The organism is Micromonospora andamanensis (assembly GCF_016863495.1).
GTDB lineage: Bacteria > Actinomycetota > Actinomycetes > Mycobacteriales > Micromonosporaceae > Micromonospora > Micromonospora andamanensis.
In genome coordinates this window covers 1-18,638 of record NZ_BOOZ01000069.1, presented here as the reverse complement: position 1 = coordinate 18,638, position 18,638 = coordinate 1, and the positions used below count along the sequence as shown (strand labels likewise).

The following is an 18,638-nucleotide window of genomic DNA, read 5'->3' as shown; positions in this document are numbered from 1 at the left end:
AGCCCCGGACGAACCTGCCGGGTCACCAGAGGTCGAAGTGGAACACCTCGAACGAGGTGCCGTAGCGCACGCCCAGCCGCGCCCCGACCGGCCGCGCACCACCCTCCAGGAACTCCTCGGCGTCGAAGCTGCCGTCACCCAGCCCGGTCAGGTACGCCTCGTGGGCCAACAGCGACGCGACCCCTCGGTCGAACGTGTCGGTGGTGTCCACGCCGTGCCGGGAACGCGGTGACGAGGCGGCCCACACCTGCCGTACCCGGCCCCACGGCTCGACGCCGTCGGTCAACTGCTCCGGGAAGATCCAGCGGTTGCCGGCGTCGCGGACCGCGTCCAGGGTGGCTCGGCCCACAGCGATGTGGTCGGCCTGGTTGAGCACGTCCGCGCCGTCCCAGGTGGCCCGGAAGTTGTTCGTGATGACGATCTCCGGGCGGTGCCGGCGGACCACCGCGGCCAGTTCCCGGCGCAGCGGGACGCCGTACTCCAGCACCCCGTCGGGCAGGCCCAGGAACTCGACAGTGTCCACGCCCACCAGCGCCGCCGACTCCCGCTGCTCCTGCTCGCGTACCTCCCGGGCCCGCGGTGGCGGCATTCCGTCGATGCCCGCCTCACCGCTGGTGACCAGGCAGTAGACCACCTGCTTGCCCTGCCCGGTCCAGCGCGCGATGGCGGCGGCGGCACCGAACTCCAGGTCGTCGGGATGAGCCACGATCGCCAGGGCGCGTTGCCAGTCCTCGGTCACCGGCTCCAGTGGTTCGGTCATCGGCACCTCCGTCAGACGTGTTCGGTCCATCCTGTCACCAACCGCTCTGCTGCGCCCGACGCCGGAGTGGCGAAGCGGTCATGCCCGACGGTTCGGGCGTTTACCGTGGGACGAGGTGTGGTTAGAGAAGATCGGGAGCGGGGTACCACCCGCGGCAGGACGCACCCGACCGACGGCGGCGGGGGCGGGTCAATCCGAGGGAGCACGATGCCACTCAACGACGATGACATGCAGACCACCAGCGGCGGCGCGGCGGAGGGTCCCGCCGACGGCGGTGCGACTCCGGGTCAGCACGACGGCGGCGCGGACGGCAGTGCCGAAGGTCCGGCCGACGGCGGTGCGACTCCGGGCCAGCACGACGGCGGTGCCGACGGCGCCGCCCGGTAACGGATCGCCATGACGCATCTCGACCCGCCGGGCGGCCACGGCCGCCCGGCGGCTCCATCATCGTCCGACCTCGACCAGCCTGCGGATCGGACCTCGGCCGCTGCCGCGTTGGCCCGCTGCGTCAGCGTGGAGGCGGCGAAGTTCGCCGCCGCCCACTGGGGGCGTACCCCACTGTTGTCCCGGGCCGCCGAACTGCCAAACCCGGCCGGCTTCACCGATCTGCTCAGTCCCGCCGACGCCGACGAACTGCTCAGCCGGCGCGGCCTGCGTACCCCCTTCCTGCGGGTGGCCAAGGACGGCCAGGTGCTGCCGGCGGCGCGGTACACCGGCGGTGGCGGCGCCGGCGCCGAGATCGACGACCAGGTCCTCGACGAGAAGGTCCTCCAGCTGTACGCCGACGGCGCCACGCTGGTGCTGCAGGGGCTGCACCGCACCTGGCCGGCGTTGATCGACTTCACTCGGGACCTGAGCCTCGCGGTGGGGCAGCCGTTGCAGGTGAACGCTTATCTGACCCCGCCGGACAGCCAGGGCTTCGCCACCCACTACGACACCCACGACGTCTTCGTACTCCAGGTGGACGGCCGTAAGCACTGGCGCATCCACCCGCCGGTGCTGCCCGACCCGCTGGAGCGGCAGCCGTGGGGTGGCCGGGCCGACGAGGTCACCGCCACCGCACAGGGGCCGGCCGCGCTGGACGTGGTCCTGGAACCGGGTGACGCGCTCTACCTGCCCCGGGGGTGGCTGCACAGCGCCCAGGCGCAGGAATCCAGCTCACTGCACCTGACCGTGGGCATCCGGGCGCTGACCCGGTACGCGCTTGTCGAGGAACTGCTCGGGTTGGCCGCCGAGGACCAGCGGCTGCGGGCGACCCTGCCGTTCGGCACCGACGTGGCCGATCCGGACGCCATCGAGCCGGAGCTGACCGAGACGGTCGAGGCGCTGCGGGAGTGGCTGCTGCGGGCCGACCCGGCCGCCGTGGCTACCCGGCTGCGGCAGCGAGCCTGGTCGGCGTCACGCCCGGCACCGATCCGGCCGCTGGCCCAGGCCGCCGCGATCACCGCGTTGACCGCCGACAGCCGTGTCCTGGCCCGTAAGGGTCTGCGCTGGCAGCTTGTCGGCGAGGGAGATCGGGTGACGCTGCGCCTGTTCGACCGCACGATCAGCCTCCCCGCGCCGTGCGAACCGGCCGTGCGGGCCCTGCTCGCCGGCCCGCCGATCCGCGTCGGCGACCTTCCCGGCCTGGACACCGACGCCGACCGCCTCACCCTCACCCGCCGCCTCCTCCGCGAAGCCGCCCTCACTCCCGCCCAGGGCTGAGGACGGTCAGGGGAGGGGGAGGGTCAGGAGGAGGAGGGTGGTGGTGAGGCCGGCGATGACGACGATGAGGACCGGGCGGGGGCTCAGCACGGCGTGGCGACGGTCGGCGATCAGACGCGCCGGGATCAGGCCCAGCACCGGGCCGAGCAGCGTCACCACCAGGGCCAGCACCGGCAGGCCGACAGCCAGGTCACCGTCGCCGCGCGCACCCAGGGCGCGGGCGACGGCACCCAGGGCGTACGCCAGCACCGCACCGGCGACGCCACACATCGCCAGCAGCGGGTTGACGTTGCCCGGCAGTTCACCGGGCTGACGGGTACGGCGCAGCAGGTCGCGTACCCCATCCAGGAGTGCGGTCGGGTCGCCGGTGGCCTCCGGCGCGGGGGCCGGTGGTGCCCCGGCCCGTCGCCCGCCACCGCCCAGCCGGGTGTTCAACTCCTGCCACAGCACCGCCACCTCGGCGTCCACCCGCTCCTGTGCCTCGCGCGCGGCGATCAGCTCCTGCTCGGCCCGGTTCACCTCGTCGGCGGACTCGGCCACCGCCCGGTCCGCCGCCGCGCACTGCTGGTCGTACCAGTCCTGGGCCTCCTCGCGCTGCTCCCGCACCCGGGCCGTCAACTCGGCGAGCCGGCGCAGCTGGGCGGTGTACGACTGGCTGGTGACCGGTTCGTTCATCGTGCCGGTCCGTAGGGGATGATGGTCTGCCCGGTGCGGTGCACCGCCCGGTCGAAGAAGAGCCCACGCCATGGGCGGGGATACCAGTCCGGCCCACCGCTGCCGGGGTACAACGACGGGCCCAGTTCCCCGCCGTGGGTGTCCAACGCCACCCAGGCGCCGATCTGGTCGGTACGGGCGCCGGTACCACCCAGGTCGGCGCGCATCCGGGCCACCCCGCGCCACCAGGCCAGCACGTGGGTGCGCCGCTCCGGGCCGTCGTGCAGGATCCGGCGCAGGTGCTCCAGCCCGGTGGCCCGGCCGGTGCGGGCGGCGAGCGTACCGGCCGCCGCGTCGACGGCGAACAGCAGCAGGTAGTGGGGTGCCCCGGTGGCGCCGGGCGCGCCCAGGGCGCCGGCCGTCTCGGCCACCAGCTCGGCCACTGTCTCCTCGTCGTACCAGGCGGCGTCGTCGGCGAGGTCCTCGTAGAGGGCCCGGGCCGCCGGGTCGGCGTCCGGATCCAGGCAGGCGATCGAGAAGCGGGCGCTGCCGGGGCGGTGCTGGCGGGCCAGCGAGCGGGCCGCCGCGTCGAGCACCGCGCACGCCTCGTCGACCCGGGTGCCCAGCACGGCCAGGTTGCGGCCCGGCGCCCGGGGCAGCCGCAGCACCGCCGAACGTGCCTGCACGTCGATGATCTCGCCGAGCAGTGCGACGGGTCCCCGGGGCGTACCGACCTCCGGGGCCCGCAGCGCCCGGAAGTCCGGCGCGTCGGCCAGCCGTGGCACCGCGTCGCCGTCGAAGAGGCGGGCGGGCGACGCCTCGGCCGGTCGCATCCGCCACAGCCGGTGTTGCAGGTCGCTCCACGTCTCCCAGTCGCTCGCCGACGGGATCCGGGCCACCTGGTTGCCCTCGGTCAGACCAGACTCGGCGTTGACCACTGCGTGGAACTTGGGCAGCGACTGGGCGGCGTCGTTGCGTTCGGCGAGGATCCGCAGCGCCTTCGGCAGCGCGATCCGCAGGGTGAACTGGGCGACGAGCGCGGGTCGGCCCCACAGCGCCTCGATGCCGCGTACGTCCTGCGAGGCCAGCACCAGGTGGATGCCCTGGGAGCGGCCCCGGCGGGCCAGGTCCTCCAGCAGGTCGGCCGCCTCCCGGGCGACCGCGTCGCGGCCGGCCAGCAGCATCTGGAACTCGTCGACCACCGCGACGATCCGCGGCCAGTGCCCGGTCGGGTCCACCTGCCGCAGCTCGGCCAGCTTGGTGACCTCGTGCTTCTTGGCCGCGTCCGCCCGTCGGCGCAGCTCCTCGGCCAGGAAGCGCAGCAGCGCCAGGCCGAACTCCCGGTCGGTGTTGACGTTGATGCCGACCAGCCGCATGTGCGGCAGCCAGCTCGGGTCCCGCCGGCCCTTCGCGAACCGGGCGAAGGACACCCCCTCCTTGAAGTCCAGCAGGTAGAACTCCAACTCGGCGGGGGAGTAGCGGGCGGCGAGGGCCCCGATCCAGGCGAAGATCAGGTTCGTCTTCCCGGTGCCGGAGGGTCCGCCGATCAACGCGTGCGGTGGATAGTCGCCGAGGGTGAGCAGCACCGGCCGGCCCTGGGGCCCCTCACCGATCGGCGCGGTCAGCCCGGTCGCCGAGTCCTCCCGCCACATCTGGTCGGCCGGCGGCAGCAGGTCGGTGAACGGGGTGGGGGCCGGTCCGGCGCTGACCACCGAGGCGATGTCCCGACAGGTCTCGGTGACCAGGGTGGCCGGCGGGGACGGGTCGAGCCGGACCGGCAGGCGGCCGATCCGGGCGCCGTCGGCGGTCACCGTCACCCGGGTCACCGATGGTTCGTCGGGCACCGGCACACCCCGCACGATCAGGTGTACGCCGCAGGCGACACCGGCACGCACCACCCGGTCGAGTTGACCGCGCTCGTGCCGGGACAACTCCTCGCCGCCGAGCAGCACCGCGACCCGCCACGGCTCGGGGCGGCGTCCCGTCGCGGCGGCCAGCTCGCGCAACGAGGAGTGCTCGCCGGCCAGGACCGTCTCGTTGATCCGGCGGATCTGTTCCACCAGGTCGTCCAGCAGCCGGCCCAGACCACCCGGGCCGACGAAGGTGAGCAGCCCGGCCGGGCCCAACGGGGCGAATCCGGCCAGCCCACCGCCGAGCCGGTCCGGGTCGTAGCCGACCAGCCGGACGGTGCCCGGCGCGGCCCGACCCAGGCTGCGCAGCAGCAGCGCGGCGACCACGGCCGCGCACCCGTCAGCGTCCCCGTCGAGCGCGACGTGCCCGGCGTCGAGCAGCGGCACAAGCGCCGGTACCGGCGCGGTGCCGGTCAGCCGGACGGTGCCGATCCTCGTCGCCCCCGGCGCCTCGGCCCGCTGGGCCGGGGTCGGGCGCCACCCCGGCCAGTCCGCCGAACCCGCGCCGGGCGCCTCCCGGGACGCCGCCTCGGCCGCCTCCCGGGCCAGCACCGTCAACCGTGCCGCGTGCCGGGAATCGATCTCGGCGAGGCGGCGGTCGCGTTCGGCCCCGACCCGCTCCGGCACACCTGCGGCGGCCTGGCGTACCCGCACCGCCCGCTCCCGGGCGGCGGTCAACGCGAGCTGGGCAGCGGCCGACCGGTCCCGGGACGCGCCAAGTGCCTCGGCGAGCAGTTCCCGGACCCGGGTGACCAGCTGGTTGCGCCGGTCAGCCATCGATCCCGCGCCTCGGCCGGCCGATGGATCCGTCGCCGGAGGTGGGCCGCGACGGTGCGCCGGACCACGGTGTCGGGCGACCACCTCCGGCGCTGGCCGGCCCGGCGGGACGAACGGGCTCGGGACGCCGACCGGGCTCCGGTTCACCGCCCCGCCCGGTCGGTCGGCCACCTGGCGCCGCGCTGGTCGTGGGCCGGTCGGCACCGGTACCGCCGGTCGTCGTCGGCAGGTCGCGGCCGAGGCGGTCGAGCAGGACCCCGGTGAGCACCCCGGCGGTGACCGCCGGATCGGCGGCGTGCGGCTGCTCGCCCTCGCCGCGACGTGGCGGCGGCATCCGGCAGACCCGGCTGAGCAGCGTGTCCAGCACCGGGGCCGGCAGGCCGGGAAGCAGGTCGCGGACCCGACCGTCCAGCTCGCGGTGCAACCGGGCCAGGTCGTCGCCGCGTGGCGGATGGCCGAGCAGCTCGCTGGCGAGGTCGCGGAGCAGCGGCGGGGCCACGGCGGCCAGTCCGAGGCCGATGTCGGCGTGCGCGCCGCGCAGGTCGCGGTGCAGCCGGTCGCGGTCACCGGCCCGGACACCGCGTACCACCCGGTGCAGGAGTTCCCGGGAGTCGGCGACGCGCTCGTCAGGTTGCTCGGCCGGGCCCTCCCGCCCACCCGTCAGCTCGGCCACCCGCACCGACCACCAGCGGCGCAGCCGCACCTCACCGGCCGGCTCCGGCGCGGCGACCTGCGGTCCGGCCGCGCCGGGCGCGTCGTGCACCGGCTGCCGCTGCGGCTGCCCGGGGGCCGGTGGCGCGCCGTCGGGGGCCAGCCCGATCGCGGCGAGGTACGCGGTCAGCTGCTCCTGGGCCAGCCGCAACGCGTAGCCGGCGGTCTCCGCGTGCTCGGTGGCGGCGGACAGCTCCGGCACCCCCATCGGATTGGCCGACTCCTGACGTACCCAGCGCAGCCGCTCACTGGCCAGGCCGAACTTCTCCAGCGCCTGCGCCAAGAGCCCCAGCGGCAGTTCCTCGGCGGCGGCGCGGACCTGCGCGCCGACCTCCTCGACGATGGACACGCCCGCCCCTACAGCGTCGAGACGTACTGTTGGGCCTGCTCGACCGCGACGAGCGTCGCGGCGAGGCACTCCTCCAACTCCTGGCTGGCCTGGGTCAGCGACGCCTGCGCGGCTTCGACAGTGGTGTGGCCGCTGCCCTCCAACGCCCCGGCGAGGGTCTGCTGTGCCTCGGCCAGTTTCTCGCCCGCGGCCTGCACGGCGCTCTGACCGTCACCGATCTGCTGAAGTGCGATATCGATGGCTGCCTTGAGCTCGGCGACGCTCGCCACGCGGAACCTCCTGGGGGCGGGGAGGACTCCATTAGAGCCTATGCCGGTAGTGGACAGAACAGGTGCCCTGTCAGTGTTCCTGCCCCGCTGACCGGTTGTCGACCGCAGCACCCGTCGGTCCGGTCAGTGGGACCGGTGGGCGGGCGCTCACCCACCGCCACCACCTGTCAACCAGCGGGGACCGTACACCTCGGCGCCGTGGGCGGTGACCCGCTGCCGCAGCTCGCGGTCGGCCGTCACCACCACCCGTCGCCGCTGCCCGGCGCCGGCCACCAGGTCGACCACGGCGTCGTCGCCGGAACCGTCGGCGGACACCACGCGTACCCCGTCGACACCCGGCACGTCCCGGGCCGCGCCCTCCACCACCAGCACCACCTCGACGGGGGGAGGCAGGTCCGGGGGCAGACCCCGCCCACCCACCGGAACGAGCGTGTCCCGTAGTCGGGCGGTCGCGCCGGCCCGGTCGCGCCACCAGCCGTTCGGGCGCGAGCCCACCACGTTTGCGGCGTCCACGATCAGCAGCGGTGTCGGTTCCATCAGTCAACCCTGCCATCCGTCCGGCCGACCTGCCGGGTAGCCGCGCCGGGCCGGGGGCCGGGGGAGCGGTGGTGGCGTTTGTCCGGCCGGGGGCTGGGTAGCCCGTGCCGACCGTCTCGCGCCCGACCGCGGAGGACAGACATGATTGGACCCGGTGACTTCGGCTCCGACCCGTGGGACGAGTTCCTGGCGCGGTACTTCGGTCGGGGCGAGGGCGGGCGACGCCCCGCGCACCGGGTCGACATCACCCGGCTGATGACCGCGGACGCGCGCGAGATGCTCGCCGACGCGGCGCGCCGGGCCGCCCAGAAGCAGAGCAACGACCTGGACACCGACCACCTGCTCTGGGCGGCGTTGCAGCGCGAGCCGCTGCGCGACCTGGTCCGGCGGGCGGGCGCGGACCCGGACACCCTGGTCAACGCCCTGGGCGGACGGGGCGACGGTGCCCCGCAGGGCGAGGTCCCGCCGAACCTGTCCCTGACGCCGGCGGCCAAGCGAGCGCTGCTCGACGCACACCAGTTGTCCCGGGCGATGGGCGCCAACTACATCGGGCCCGAGCACATCCTGATGGCCCTGCCGTTGAACCCCGAGTCGCCCGCCGGCCGGATGCTCGCCGCCGGACGTATCCAGCCGGAGTCCCTGCAGGCCGCCAACGCCGAACGCGGCCCGGCCGGCGGCCCCCGTCCCGACCGGGGCACGCCCACCCTGGACCAGTACGGCCAGGACCTCACCGACCTGGCCCGCAACGATCAGATCGACCCGGTGATCGGGCGCGCCGACGAGATCGAACAGGCGGTGGAGATCCTCTCCCGGCGGACCAAGAACAACCCGGTGCTCATCGGTGAGGCGGGCGTCGGCAAGACCGCCATCGTGGAGGGTCTGGCGGAGCGGATCTGCGACGGTGACGTGCCGCAGACGCTGCTCGGCAAGCGGGTGATCCAGCTCGACCTGGCCGGCCTGGTCGCCGGCACCCGCTACCGGGGCGACTTCGAGGAACGGCTGAAGAAGGTGATCGACGAGATCCGCGCTCACCGGGAGGAGCTGATCATCTTCCTGGACGAGATCCACACCCTGGTCGGGGCCGGCGGGGCGGGCAGCGAGGGCGGTATGGACGCGTCGAACATGCTCAAGCCGGCGCTGGCCCGGGGCGAACTACGGGTGATCGGTGCGACGACCCTCGACGAGTACCGGCGCACCATCGAGAAGGACGCCGCGCTGGCCCGACGGTTCCAGCCGGTCTTCGTCCCGGAACCGACTGTCGAGGACACCGTGGCCATCCTTCGTGGGCTGCGGGACCGCTACGAGGCACACCACCAGGTGCGCTTCACCGACGAGGCGTTGGTGACCGCCGCGGAACTGTCCGACCGCTACATCACCGACCGTTTCCTGCCCGACAAGGCGATCGACCTGATCGACCAGGCCGGCGCCCGGGTCCGGCTGCGTACCCGGACCCCTGACGCCGACGTGCGCGACCTGGAGCAGCAGCTCGAGGAGGTACGGCGGGACAAGGAGCAGGCCGTCGCCGACGAACAGTACGAACGCGCCTCCGCGCTGCGCGACCGGGTCGCCGAGCTGGAGAGCCAGGTGAACCGGGCCCGGGGCGACGACGGCAACGGCAGCCAGGTGCCGGAGGTGGGGCCGGAGGAAATCGCCGAGGTGGTCTCCCGGGCCACCGGCATCCCGGCCAGCCAGCTCACCGAGGAGGAGCGGGACCGGCTGCTGCGGCTGGAGGGCCAGCTGCACGAGAAGGTCGTCGGGCAGGACGACGCGGTCACCGCGGTCGCCGAGGCGGTCCGGCGATCCCGTACCGGCCTGGCCGACCCGAACCGGCCGATGGGCAGTTTCCTGTTCCTCGGCCCCACCGGGGTCGGCAAGACCGAACTGGGCCGCGCGCTGGCCGAGGCGCTGTTCGGTGAGGCGGACCGGATGGTCCGGGTGGACATGAGTGAGTTCCAGGAACGACACACGGTCAGCCGGCTGGTCGGCGCTCCGCCCGGCTACGTGGGGTACGAGGAGGCCGGCCAGCTCACCGAGGCGGTCCGTCGCCGCCCGTACGCGGTGGTGCTGCTCGACGAGATCGAGAAGGCCCACCCGGACGTGTTCAACATCCTGTTGCAGGTGCTCGACGACGGACGGCTGACCGACAGTCAGGGCCGCACCGTCAACTTCAAGAACACCGTACTGATCATGACGAGCAACATCGGCTCCGAGCTGATCACCGGTGCGCAGCGGGCGGTCGGCTTCGGTGCCGGCGAGCCGGGCAGCGCCCAGGAGAGCGACGAGCTGCGGGAGCGGCTGATGCGCCGGTTGCAGGAGAACTTCCGCCCCGAGTTCCTCAACCGGATCGACGAGGTGATCATTTTCCGTCGGCTGGAGGCCGAGCAGCTACGCCAGATCACGGAGCTGCTGCTGGAGGAGACCCGTCGCCGCCTGCACGCCCAGGACATCGAGGTGGACTTCACCGCCGCCGGCATCGACTGGCTCGCCGAGCACGGCTACCAGCCGGAGTTCGGTGCCCGGCCGCTGCGCCGGGTGATCCAGCGGGAGGTCGACAACCACCTGTCCCGGATGCTGCTGGAGCAGCAGATCTCACCCGGTCAGCGGGTCACCGTCGACGCCCGGGACGACCGACTGACCTTCGACGTCTCGGCCGGCCGGGGGCACGCCAGGGCGACGACCTCGCATCCCCGCTGACCGGAAGGGCACCGATGACCGAACCGGACGAGGCCCGCGAAGACGAGCGGACCGAGGCGATCCTGGCGCCACCGACAGCCAACCCCGCCCGGGTGCAGGTGCCGCCGGAGGGGCTGGGCGGGCAGACCGACGAGGGGCACCCGGCGGAGTCCGGGTCGCCGCCGGCAGAGGAGGGCTGATGGTACGCGAGCAGCGACTCGACCCCGAGGTGGAAGTGCTCTGGGAGGACTTCCACGCCGAGGTCAACGTACCGTCCGAGCAACTGCGGCAGTGGCTGCTGACCCGCGGCTCCGGGGAGACCGCGTTCGGCCCCGACCCGGACCTGAATCTGCCGGAGCCGGGCCGGCAGATCCTCGCGGTGCTGCGCAAACGCAAGGTCGACCTGACCCCTGAGGACATCGACGTGATGCGTGACGCGGTCGAGCGGATCCGGTCGCTGACCGCCGCCAAACCCGGCCGGGGCAACGCCGACGACGAGTGGCGGCACAGCCTGCTCGACCTGGGTCACGACGTGCTCGTCGAACGCTGACCCGCCACGGTCATCCCCGGCGCCGCCGCCTCGCGCCGGGGACGAGCGTACGTCCGCCCGGACCACCCTGCCCGGACTACTCGGCCTCGAGACTGGCGATGGCGAGCCCGGCGGCGTCCGCAGCGGCCTGCCGGTCGGCCCGGGTCTGCTCCTCACGGGTGAGCAAATTGGCGTACTCGGCCAGGTCGGCCGGGTCGGGTACCTCCGGCAACCGGCGCAGGAAGGCTTCGGACTCCCGGACGGCGGCGGTGTGCGCGGCAGCGGCCTGACGAAGCAGTTCGCGGTCGTCGGCGGCGGGATAGAGGTCGGTCATACCCGCCCCTTACCCGCGCTCAGGCGGTTCGCACCCGGGGAGCCGTCACCACCGGCGCCGGTCGCCGCACCCCGAACGCCGGGTTGCGCAGCAGCCAGGCCAGGTACGCCGGATGCGGCGCGAGAGCGTCGGTGTACGCCACCAGGGCGGTCTCCAGCACCAGGTCGGCCGTGCGGGCGGCGGCGGACTCCGGGTGCCAGCCCAGCATCAGCCGCCAGCGCAGTGGCGTGTCGACAAGGCGGCGGGTCACCAGGCCGGCGACCGGCCGGAACGTGGCCTGGCACAGCGCCACCGCCTCGCCGGCGTCCACCAGGTCGATGCAACTGCGCACGTCGGCCTCGTACACCTTGCGGGGGGTGAATCCGGCCCGGGCGCAGGCGGCGGCGAAGCAGTCGCCGAAGCAGCCGTCCCCGGGGGCCGCCACCCACTGCTCGTGCCGCAGGTCGGCCAGGTCGACCTCGTCCCGCCCAGCCAGCGGGTGGGTCTCCGGCAGCAGCACCATGACCGGATCGACGGCCACCTCCCGCCAGCTCAGCCCGTAGTCCGCCGACGGAGTCGAGTCACCGCACACCCCGGTCAGCGCGTAGTCCAGCCGTCCGCCGGCGACCAACTGGGCCAGTTCGTCGACCGACCAGGAGGCGTGCGTACTGATCTGCGCCTGCGGTTGTTCGGCGGCCAGCCGGTGCACCAGGCGACCCAGGATCGGGCTGTTCACGCCGCCGAACCGGTACCGGCGGGGGGCGTCGCCAGCGCCGGCCAACCGGGCCGCCTCGTCCTGCAGACCCTTCATCGCCGGCAGCAGCACCCGGGCCCGGGCGAGCACCAACTCACCGAGGGCGGTGGGCCGCGCGCCGCGCCGGTCCCGTTCGAACAGCGGCCCACCGAGGGTGCGTTCGATCCGCTGGAGCTGGGCGGTCAGCGCCGGCTGGGCCAGGCCGAGCGTCGAGGCCGCCTTGGTCACGCTCCCCGTCTCCGCGATGGCGCAGACCACCCGCAGGTGGCGCAACTCCAGATTCATAGCGTGACGGTAGGGCCACGGAGCAGCCGGCGGTAGTGCCCGGACGGATCAACGACCATGAACGTGTCGCGAGTAACTCACCGAGGTGGCGGCTCGGTCAGCTCGCCCAACTGGGTGTGCCGGCCGGCGAGGACGTCCCGAACCTTGTCGACCACCCCGACCGCCGGCTCGACGATCCGGTTCCACGGCGGGCTGTGCGGGACCGCCGGATGCGGGCGGGTCGGTGCCGCCTCCTCGGCGATCTCCAACCGGTTGCCGAGCCGGATCAGCTCCTCCTCGGTGGCGGCGGCGCAGAGTCGCTGCATCAGCGGGTCGACAGCCCGGGCGTGCGCCTCGACCCGCGCGGCGACGTCGGGCAGGCTGTCATCGGTCAGTCCCTGCAGCGCCCGCAGCAGCTCGACGTCGCCGGCCAACACCTCGTCGACGAGGGGGTCCGCCCCCTCGACCGCGTGCCGGACGGCGGGCAGGAGGTACTGCTCCTCCCCGGAGAGATGGCGCGACAGGGCGGCGACCAGGACGTCGCGGCCGTGCTCCGGATCCGGTCCGGGCTCGATCAGGCGCCGGGCCAGCTCCAGCAACTGCCGGTGCTCCTCGGCGACGAGGTCGGCGATGCTGCGTCCGGGGGGCTGGTACTCGTCCCCGGGGGTGGGGGGCAGCGGCGGCAGGTGGACGGACATGGTCGCCTCCTGGGCGGGCGGGCGGAGCGACGAGGGGTCTTCGACGGGCATCGGGCAGGCGCGGCAGTACCCGCGGTCGCCCGAACCGAAACTCTAGGCTGATATGAAGGCACGATGACGAGCGACGCCCACGCCGCCCTCCCCGCGCCGACCGACGAGGTCGTCGAGCTGTGCCGGGACCTGCTGCGCATCGACACCACGAACACCGGCGACAACGCCACGAGCGTTGGCGAACGCGGCGCGGCCGAGTACGTCGCGGAGAAGCTTGCCGACGTCGGCATCACCCCGGTCATCCACGAGTCCGCGCCCGGCCGCGCGAACGTGGTCGCCCGGATACCCGGCACCGATCCCAGCCGAGGCGCGTTGCTGGTGCACGGCCACCTGGACGTCGTACCGGCAGACGCCGACGAGTGGTCGGTGCACCCCTTCTCGGGCGAGCTGCGCGACGGCTACCTGTGGGGTCGCGGCGCCATCGACATGAAGGACTTCGACGCCATGGTCCTCGCGGTGGTGCGGGACTGGCAGCGTACGGGGGTACGCCCGCCTCGGGACATCGTGCTCGCGTACACCGCCGACGAGGAGGCGGGCAGCGAGTACGGCGCGCACTTCCTGACCACCCGCCACCGTGACCTCTTCGACGGTTGCACCGAGGCCATCGGCGAGGTCGGCGGCTTCTCGTACACGGTGGACCCGTCGCAGCGGCTCTATCTCATCGAGACCGCCCAGAAGGGCATCGACTGGCTGCGGCTGCACGCCCGGGGCCGGCCCGGGCACGGCTCGATGCTGCACGACGACAACGCGGTCACCGCACTCGCCGAGGCGGTGGCCCGGATCGGCCGGCACCGCTTCCCGGTCGTGGTCACCGACACCGTCCGCGCCTTCCTGGCGGAGGTCTCCGAGGTGCTCGGGGTCGAACTCGACCCGGACGACCCGGAGGCCGCCATCGCCAAGCTCGGCCCGATCGCCAACATCATCGGCGCCACCATCCGCAACACCGCGAACCCGACCCGGCTCGCCGCCGGCTACAAGGACAACGTCATTCCCGGCCGGGCCAGCGCCACAATCGACTGCCGTAGCCTGCCCGGACAGTCGGAGCTGCTGGAGCGGCAGTTGCGAGAGCTGGTCGGTCCGGACATCGCCATCGAGTACGTCCAGCGGCAGCCGGCGCTGGAGACCACCTTCGACGGGGATCTGGTCGCGGCGATGGCCGCCGCGCTGCGGGCCGAGGACCCGGGCGCCCGACCGGTGCCGTACATGCTCTCCGGCGGTACCGACGCCAAGGCGTTCTCGCAGTTGGGCATCCGTTGCTTCGGGTTCGCGCCGCTGCGGCTGCCCGCCGACCTGAACTTCTCGGCGCTGTTCCACGGCATCGACGAGCGGGTACCGGTGGACGGACTACAGTTCGGCGTGCGGGTTCTCGACCGGTTCCTGCGTACCTGCTAGACATCCTGGATTCTTCGTGAAGGGGACGCCTCACATGACCGACCAGCACGGTGAGCTGGACGCCGCCCTCGAGCGCGTGATCGAAGCGGCCCGCCACCATCTGGCCGCTGTTCGGGCCGCGCAGGGCCGGATCGACGACGACGACGTCTGGCAGGCGTACGTCGCGTTGAACAACGCGTCGTTCGCCTACGACGAGCAACTCATGGACGCCTTCGGCGAGGTCACCCCGTGGGACGTCGAGTCCATCGATCCGGACGAGGCCGATCAGCGTTTCGCCGGTGGCGAGGGAGTCGAGTCGACCGACCCGCACCCGCAGGTGATCTCCGTACGCCAGCGGCGTGACTACCGGGTGCCGAGCGTCTCCGCGCTGATCCGGGTCGCCGAGGCGGCCCGCCGGGAGGGCGTACCCGGCGACGAGGAGGTGCCACCTGTGGAGGGCGTCGGCGAGGCGGTGCTGGAGCTGCTGCAGAGCGGCGACGGGTCGCTCGGCGCGCTCGACGTGCCGGAGCTGGAGCCGCTCGACGGCGTGGTGATGGTCAGCGAGGTCGGTACTCCTGTCGACCTGGAGTCGTTCGCCGACGACGACCCGGTGGGTCCGTTCCAGCCGGGTGCCGACGATCGCCTGGTCGGCCGCCTCGACGAGCACCCGTTCCTGGAACTCGACGACGAGCACGACCACGTGCACTGACGGCGCGGTTGTCCGGACCGGCCACCGGTCGGCGACCCGCTCCGACCGTCTCGGCCACCCGCTGTCGAGCTGACGGGGTAGCCGGGTCGGCGGTGCGGTCGAGGCCGGTGGTGCGGTCCGGTTCGCGTGCTGTCGAGCTGACGGCGTAGCCGGGCCGGCGGCCTCATCCTCGCGAGAGCGCAGACGGTTCAGCTCGACAGCGACCGAGGGAGACATGCGGCAGCACCGGCTGCCGGCCCGGCCGGCCGCCGCTCGGGGGCCTGGCGCGGGACCGCCGGCGCGCCGTCGGTCAGTACGACAGGCCCGGCTGCGGCTGGTTGACCCGCCGGCGGCGCAGCACCACCTGCCGCGTACCGTCGCGGAACAGCCGCACCCGGGCCAGTTCCCAGCCGGAGAACTCCGCCTGGATCGCCAGCTGCGCCGCGGCGGTCAACCTGTCGACGTTCGGCGGTAACCGCAGCGGCGCGTATTCGTAGTCCATGGGGCCTATGCTGCCCAGCCCGACCCCTTACGCGCCACCCTTCACCGGGTGATGCTCAACCGTCGCGCTCCGGATAGCCGACCTCCAGCGCAGAAACGTCGTCCAGCGCGGTGGTGATCTCGTCGGGCAGGGCCACCCGTTCCACCTGAAGCGCCCCGAGCAGCTGACCGGAGGTACGTGCGCCGAGGATCGGCGCGGTCACTCCCGGCCGGTCCCGGATCCAGGCCAGCGCCACCTCCAGCGGGGAGACGCCGAGACCGCTCGCGGCGGTGGCCACCGCCTCCACGATGCTGGAGCAGCGTGGATCCAGGTAGGTGGCGACGAAACGCTCGAAATGCGGCGAAACGGCCCGGGAGTCCGCCGGCCGGCCGTGCCGGTACTTGCCGGTGAGGACCCCACGGCCCAGCGGCGACCAGGGCAGCACACCCAGACCGAGGGCATCGCAGGCGGGCAGCACCTCCCGTTCCACCCCCCGCTCCAGCAGCGAGTACTCCACCTGTGCGGCCACCACCGGTGCCCGCCCGGGCCAGGCCGCCTGCCAGGCCGCGGCCCGGGCGGTCTGCCAGCCGGAGAAGTTCGACACGCCGACGTAGCGCACCCGGCCACTGGCCACCGCGTGATCAAGTGCCGCGAGGGTCTCCTCCAGCGGGGTCTGCGGATCGTAGCCGTGCACCTGGAACAGGTCGACGTGATCGGTACCCAGCCGGCGCAGCGAGGCGTCCAGGGTACGCAGCAGGTGCCCACGGGAGCCGTCCCGGCGCCGACCGCCACCCGGCCGAAGCCCCGCCTTCGTCGCGATCAACAGCTCGTCGCGGGGCACCAGGGTGCCCAGCAGCGAGCCGATCACCGACTCGGCGTCGCCGTCGCCGTACACGTCGGCGGTGTCGATCAGGTTGCCACCGGCGTCGAGGTAGCTCTTCAGTTGCGCGGCCGCGTCGTCGGCGTCGGTGTCCCGGCCCCAGGTCATGGTGCCGAGCGCGAGCCGGGAAACCGCCAGCCCGCTTCGGCCGAGCGGTCGCTGCTGCATGGGTGAACCTTATTTCGAACCGGGGCCTGACCGATATCCTCGCTCCCGTCGAGTCTGCCCGCCGGTTCGTGCCTCCGCTCGTCGGGTCGCGCCGTCGGAGCCTGGAGGGCGAGCCGGTGATCGTCCCTGCCACCGACATTGCGTAACCTGATGCGACTGCGGATGGGGGAGGACTCTGTGCGACTCGGGCTAAGCCTCGGATACCAGACAGCCTGGAGCACGCCGGCCGATCATCTGGCCCTGGCTCAGGAGGCGGACCGGCTCGGCTACTCGGTGGTGTGGGCGGCGGAGGCCTACGGCTCCGACTCGCCGAGCATGCTGGCCTGGATGGCCGGGCAGACCGAGCGGATCGACATCGGCAGCGCGGTGATGCAGATCCCGGCCCGGACGCCCGCGATGACGGCGATGACCGCGGCCACGATCGACTCGCTCTCCGGGGGCCGGTTCCGGCTCGGCCTCGGGGTGTCCGGCCCGCAGGTCTCCGAGGGCTGGCACGGCGTGCGGTTCGGCCGGCCGCTGGCCCGCACCCGCGAGTACGTGGACATCGTCAAGCTGGCGGTGGCCCGCAAGGAGGTCGCCTACGACGGCGAGTTCTACACGCTGCCGCTGCCCGACGGCCCCGGCAAGGCGCTGCGGCTGGGCTTCCACCCGCCGCGGGAGCACATCCCGATCTACCTGGCCGCGGTGGGCCCGAAGAACCTGGAACTGGCGGGCGAGATCGCCGACGGCTGGTTGGCCGTCTTCTACGCCCCGGAGTTCGCCGAGGAGCAGCTCGCGGCGGTGCGCGCCGGCCGCGCCAAGGCCGGTAAGGAACTCGCTGGCTTCGACGTGGTGCCGTCCGTGCCGGTGGTGGTCGGCGACGACGTGAACTCCTGCGCCGAACTGGTCCGCTGGTACGCGGCGCTGTACGTCGGTGGCATGGGCAGCCGCCAGCAGAACTTCTACAACCAGCTGGCCACCCGGATGGGCTACGGCGACGCCGCCCGTGAGGTGCAGGAGCTCTACCTGGCCAAGCGGCAGCGCGACGCGGCGGCCGCCGTGCCGATGGAGTTCATCGACCGGACGTCGCTGCTCGGGCCGAAGGAGCGCATCGCGGAGCGGATGCGCGAGTACGCCGCGGCCGGGGTCACCACCCTGTCGGTGACCCTCTTCGCCGCCGACCGCGACACCGGTGTGCAGACCCTGCGGACCGTCGCCGAGGCGCTGGACCTCTCGGGAGTCGGGGAGTGACCTGGATCGAAGCCATCGTCCTGGGCATCGTCCAGGGCCTGACCGAGTTCCTGCCGGTCAGCTCGTCGGGGCACCTGCGGATCACCTCGGCGATCTTCTTCGAGCAGGACGCCGGAGCGTCCTTCACCGCTGTCACCCAGTTGGGCACCGAGGCGGCGGTGCTGCTGTACTTCGCCAAGGACATCTGGCGCATCGGCCGGACCTGGATCGTCGGGATCTGGGACAGATCAGTCCGATCCAGCCTGGACTACCGCATGGGCTGGTACGTGATCGTCGGCTCCATCCCGATCGGCCTCTTCGGTTTCCTGTTCAAGGACCAGATCCGGGAGACCGCCCGCAACCTGTGGGTGGTGGCCACCACCCTCATCGTGTTCGCCTTCGTGCTCGCGTTCGCCGAGTACTGGGGCCGGCAGACCCGGACCCTGCGGGACTTCCGGATGCGCGACGGCGTGGTGATGGGCTTCGCCCAGGCACTGGCGCTCATCCCGGGTGTCTCCCGGTCCGGCGCGACGCTCACCTTCGGTCTCTTCCTGAGCCTGACCCGGGAGACGGCGGCCCGCTACTCGTTCCTGCTGGCCATCCCGGCGGTGGTGATGTCCGGGATCTTCAGCCTGGGTGACGTCTTCGAACCGGCGGCACCCGGCACCTCGGTACCCACCGTCGCGCAGATGATCGTCGCCACGCTCATCGCGTTCGGTGTCGGCTACGCGGCAATCGCCTGGCTGCTGCGCTACGTCGCACACCACACCCTGTACATCTTCGTGCTCTACCGGGTCGCGATCGGCACGCTCGTGCTGGCTCTGCTGATGACCGGGACGATAAGCGCTACCTGATTCCTGATCTTGCGCTGGGTCGCGGGTTGGGGGT

General features: G+C 73.0%; 20 protein-coding genes. 9 read left to right on the top strand and 11 right to left on the bottom strand.

All coding sequences use genetic code 11. The features are described from left to right. Window positions 1-22 precede the first annotated feature (22 nt). Window positions 23-760, bottom strand: coding sequence for a PIG-L deacetylase family protein (locus Van01_RS30965; protein ID WP_199172147.1), 738 nt, complete (start codon window positions 758-760; stop codon window positions 23-25). A 207-nt stretch (window positions 761-967) separates the two neighbouring features. On the opposite strand from Van01_RS30965, the gene Van01_RS30960 reads away from it, so the two are divergent. Beyond that, window positions 968-1,147 (top strand): hypothetical protein, encoded by a 180-nt coding sequence (locus Van01_RS30960; RefSeq protein WP_204015149.1) that lies wholly within the window; start codon window positions 968-970, stop codon window positions 1,145-1,147. 9 nt (window positions 1,148-1,156) lie between these two features. Beyond that, window positions 1,157-2,464 (top strand): cupin domain-containing protein, encoded by a 1,308-nt coding sequence (locus tag Van01_RS30955; protein WP_204015148.1) that lies wholly within the window; start codon window positions 1,157-1,159, stop codon window positions 2,462-2,464. A gap of 6 nt (window positions 2,465-2,470) precedes the next feature. Here Van01_RS30955 and Van01_RS30950 read toward each other — a convergent pair whose 3' ends face one another. The 5 genes from Van01_RS30950 to Van01_RS30930 form a co-directional block, all read right to left on the bottom strand. After that, window positions 2,471-3,139, bottom strand: coding sequence for a hypothetical protein (locus tag Van01_RS30950; RefSeq protein WP_204015147.1), 669 nt, complete (start codon window positions 3,137-3,139; stop codon window positions 2,471-2,473). Further along, complete coding sequence (locus tag Van01_RS30945) at window positions 3,136-5,805, bottom strand: FtsK/SpoIIIE domain-containing protein (protein WP_204015145.1); 2,670 nt, start codon at window positions 5,803-5,805, stop codon at window positions 3,136-3,138. The genes Van01_RS30950 and Van01_RS30945 overlap by 4 nt, the downstream gene beginning before the upstream one ends. Continuing rightward, on the bottom strand, window positions 5,798-6,865 hold the full coding sequence (locus tag Van01_RS30940; RefSeq protein WP_204015143.1) for a hypothetical protein: 1,068 nt from the start codon (window positions 6,863-6,865) through the stop codon (window positions 5,798-5,800). Before Van01_RS30940 ends, Van01_RS30945 begins: the two co-directional genes overlap by 8 nt. Window positions 6,866-6,873: 8 nt before the next feature. After that, on the bottom strand, window positions 6,874-7,134 hold the full coding sequence (locus Van01_RS30935; protein WP_099846142.1) for a hypothetical protein: 261 nt from the start codon (window positions 7,132-7,134) through the stop codon (window positions 6,874-6,876). A gap of 147 nt (window positions 7,135-7,281) precedes the next feature. Continuing rightward, window positions 7,282-7,671, bottom strand: coding sequence for a PIN domain-containing protein (locus tag Van01_RS30930; RefSeq protein ID WP_204015141.1), 390 nt, complete (start codon window positions 7,669-7,671; stop codon window positions 7,282-7,284). A 141-nt stretch (window positions 7,672-7,812) separates the two neighbouring features. Here Van01_RS30930 and Van01_RS30925 point away from each other — a divergent pair, with 141 nt between their 5' ends. From Van01_RS30925 to Van01_RS30915, 3 genes are read left to right on the top strand one after another with little or no spacing between them, the layout of a single operon-like run. Continuing rightward, window positions 7,813-10,365, top strand: coding sequence for an ATP-dependent Clp protease ATP-binding subunit (locus tag Van01_RS30925; protein WP_204015138.1), 2,553 nt, complete (start codon window positions 7,813-7,815; stop codon window positions 10,363-10,365). A 14-nt stretch (window positions 10,366-10,379) separates the two neighbouring features. After that, window positions 10,380-10,544, top strand: coding sequence for a hypothetical protein (locus tag Van01_RS30920; protein ID WP_204015136.1), 165 nt, complete (start codon window positions 10,380-10,382; stop codon window positions 10,542-10,544). Then, on the top strand, window positions 10,544-10,894 hold the full coding sequence (locus Van01_RS30915) for a DUF3140 domain-containing protein (RefSeq protein WP_204015133.1): 351 nt from the start codon (window positions 10,544-10,546) through the stop codon (window positions 10,892-10,894). The genes Van01_RS30920 and Van01_RS30915 overlap by 1 nt, the downstream gene beginning before the upstream one ends. Before the next feature lie 76 nt (window positions 10,895-10,970). Here Van01_RS30915 and Van01_RS30910 read toward each other — a convergent pair whose 3' ends face one another. From Van01_RS30910 to Van01_RS30900, 3 genes are all read right to left on the bottom strand, one after another. Further along, entirely contained in the window at window positions 10,971-11,207 is a 237-nt protein-coding gene (locus Van01_RS30910; protein WP_099846138.1) for a hypothetical protein, read from the bottom strand. Window positions 11,208-11,226: 19 nt separating this feature from the next. Continuing rightward, window positions 11,227-12,225, bottom strand: coding sequence for a LysR family transcriptional regulator (locus tag Van01_RS30905; protein WP_204015130.1), 999 nt, complete (start codon window positions 12,223-12,225; stop codon window positions 11,227-11,229). Window positions 12,226-12,302: 77 nt separating this feature from the next. Next, on the bottom strand, window positions 12,303-12,902 hold the full coding sequence (locus tag Van01_RS30900; protein ID WP_099846136.1) for a hemerythrin domain-containing protein: 600 nt from the start codon (window positions 12,900-12,902) through the stop codon (window positions 12,303-12,305). A 114-nt stretch (window positions 12,903-13,016) separates the two neighbouring features. On the opposite strand from Van01_RS30900, the gene Van01_RS30895 reads away from it, so the two are divergent. Together Van01_RS30895 and Van01_RS30890 are read left to right on the top strand one after the other, a co-directional pair. Beyond that, complete coding sequence (locus Van01_RS30895) at window positions 13,017-14,345, top strand: M20/M25/M40 family metallo-hydrolase (protein ID WP_204015127.1); 1,329 nt, start codon at window positions 13,017-13,019, stop codon at window positions 14,343-14,345. Between the two features lie 34 nt (window positions 14,346-14,379). Next, complete coding sequence (locus Van01_RS30890) at window positions 14,380-15,033, top strand: hypothetical protein (protein ID WP_164447239.1); 654 nt, start codon at window positions 14,380-14,382, stop codon at window positions 15,031-15,033. Between the two features lie 289 nt (window positions 15,034-15,322). Here Van01_RS30890 and Van01_RS30885 read toward each other — a convergent pair whose 3' ends face one another. Both Van01_RS30885 and Van01_RS30880 read right to left on the bottom strand, forming a co-directional pair. Continuing rightward, window positions 15,323-15,514 (bottom strand): DUF5703 family protein, encoded by a 192-nt coding sequence (locus Van01_RS30885; protein ID WP_053655860.1) that lies wholly within the window; start codon window positions 15,512-15,514, stop codon window positions 15,323-15,325. Between the two features lie 55 nt (window positions 15,515-15,569). After that, window positions 15,570-16,541 (bottom strand): aldo/keto reductase, encoded by a 972-nt coding sequence (locus tag Van01_RS30880; protein WP_204015124.1) that lies wholly within the window; start codon window positions 16,539-16,541, stop codon window positions 15,570-15,572. Between the two features lie 177 nt (window positions 16,542-16,718). Between Van01_RS30880 and Van01_RS30875 the strand changes: the two genes are divergently transcribed. Both Van01_RS30875 and Van01_RS30870 read left to right on the top strand, forming a co-directional pair. Then, complete coding sequence (locus Van01_RS30875; RefSeq protein WP_204015121.1) at window positions 16,719-17,771, top strand: LLM class F420-dependent oxidoreductase; 1,053 nt, start codon at window positions 16,719-16,721, stop codon at window positions 17,769-17,771. Then, window positions 17,768-18,604: an undecaprenyl-diphosphate phosphatase gene (locus tag Van01_RS30870; protein WP_204015118.1), complete on the top strand. Its 837-nt coding sequence runs from the start codon at window positions 17,768-17,770 to the stop codon at window positions 18,602-18,604. Before Van01_RS30875 ends, Van01_RS30870 begins: the two co-directional genes overlap by 4 nt. Window positions 18,605-18,638: the final 34 nt, after the last annotated feature.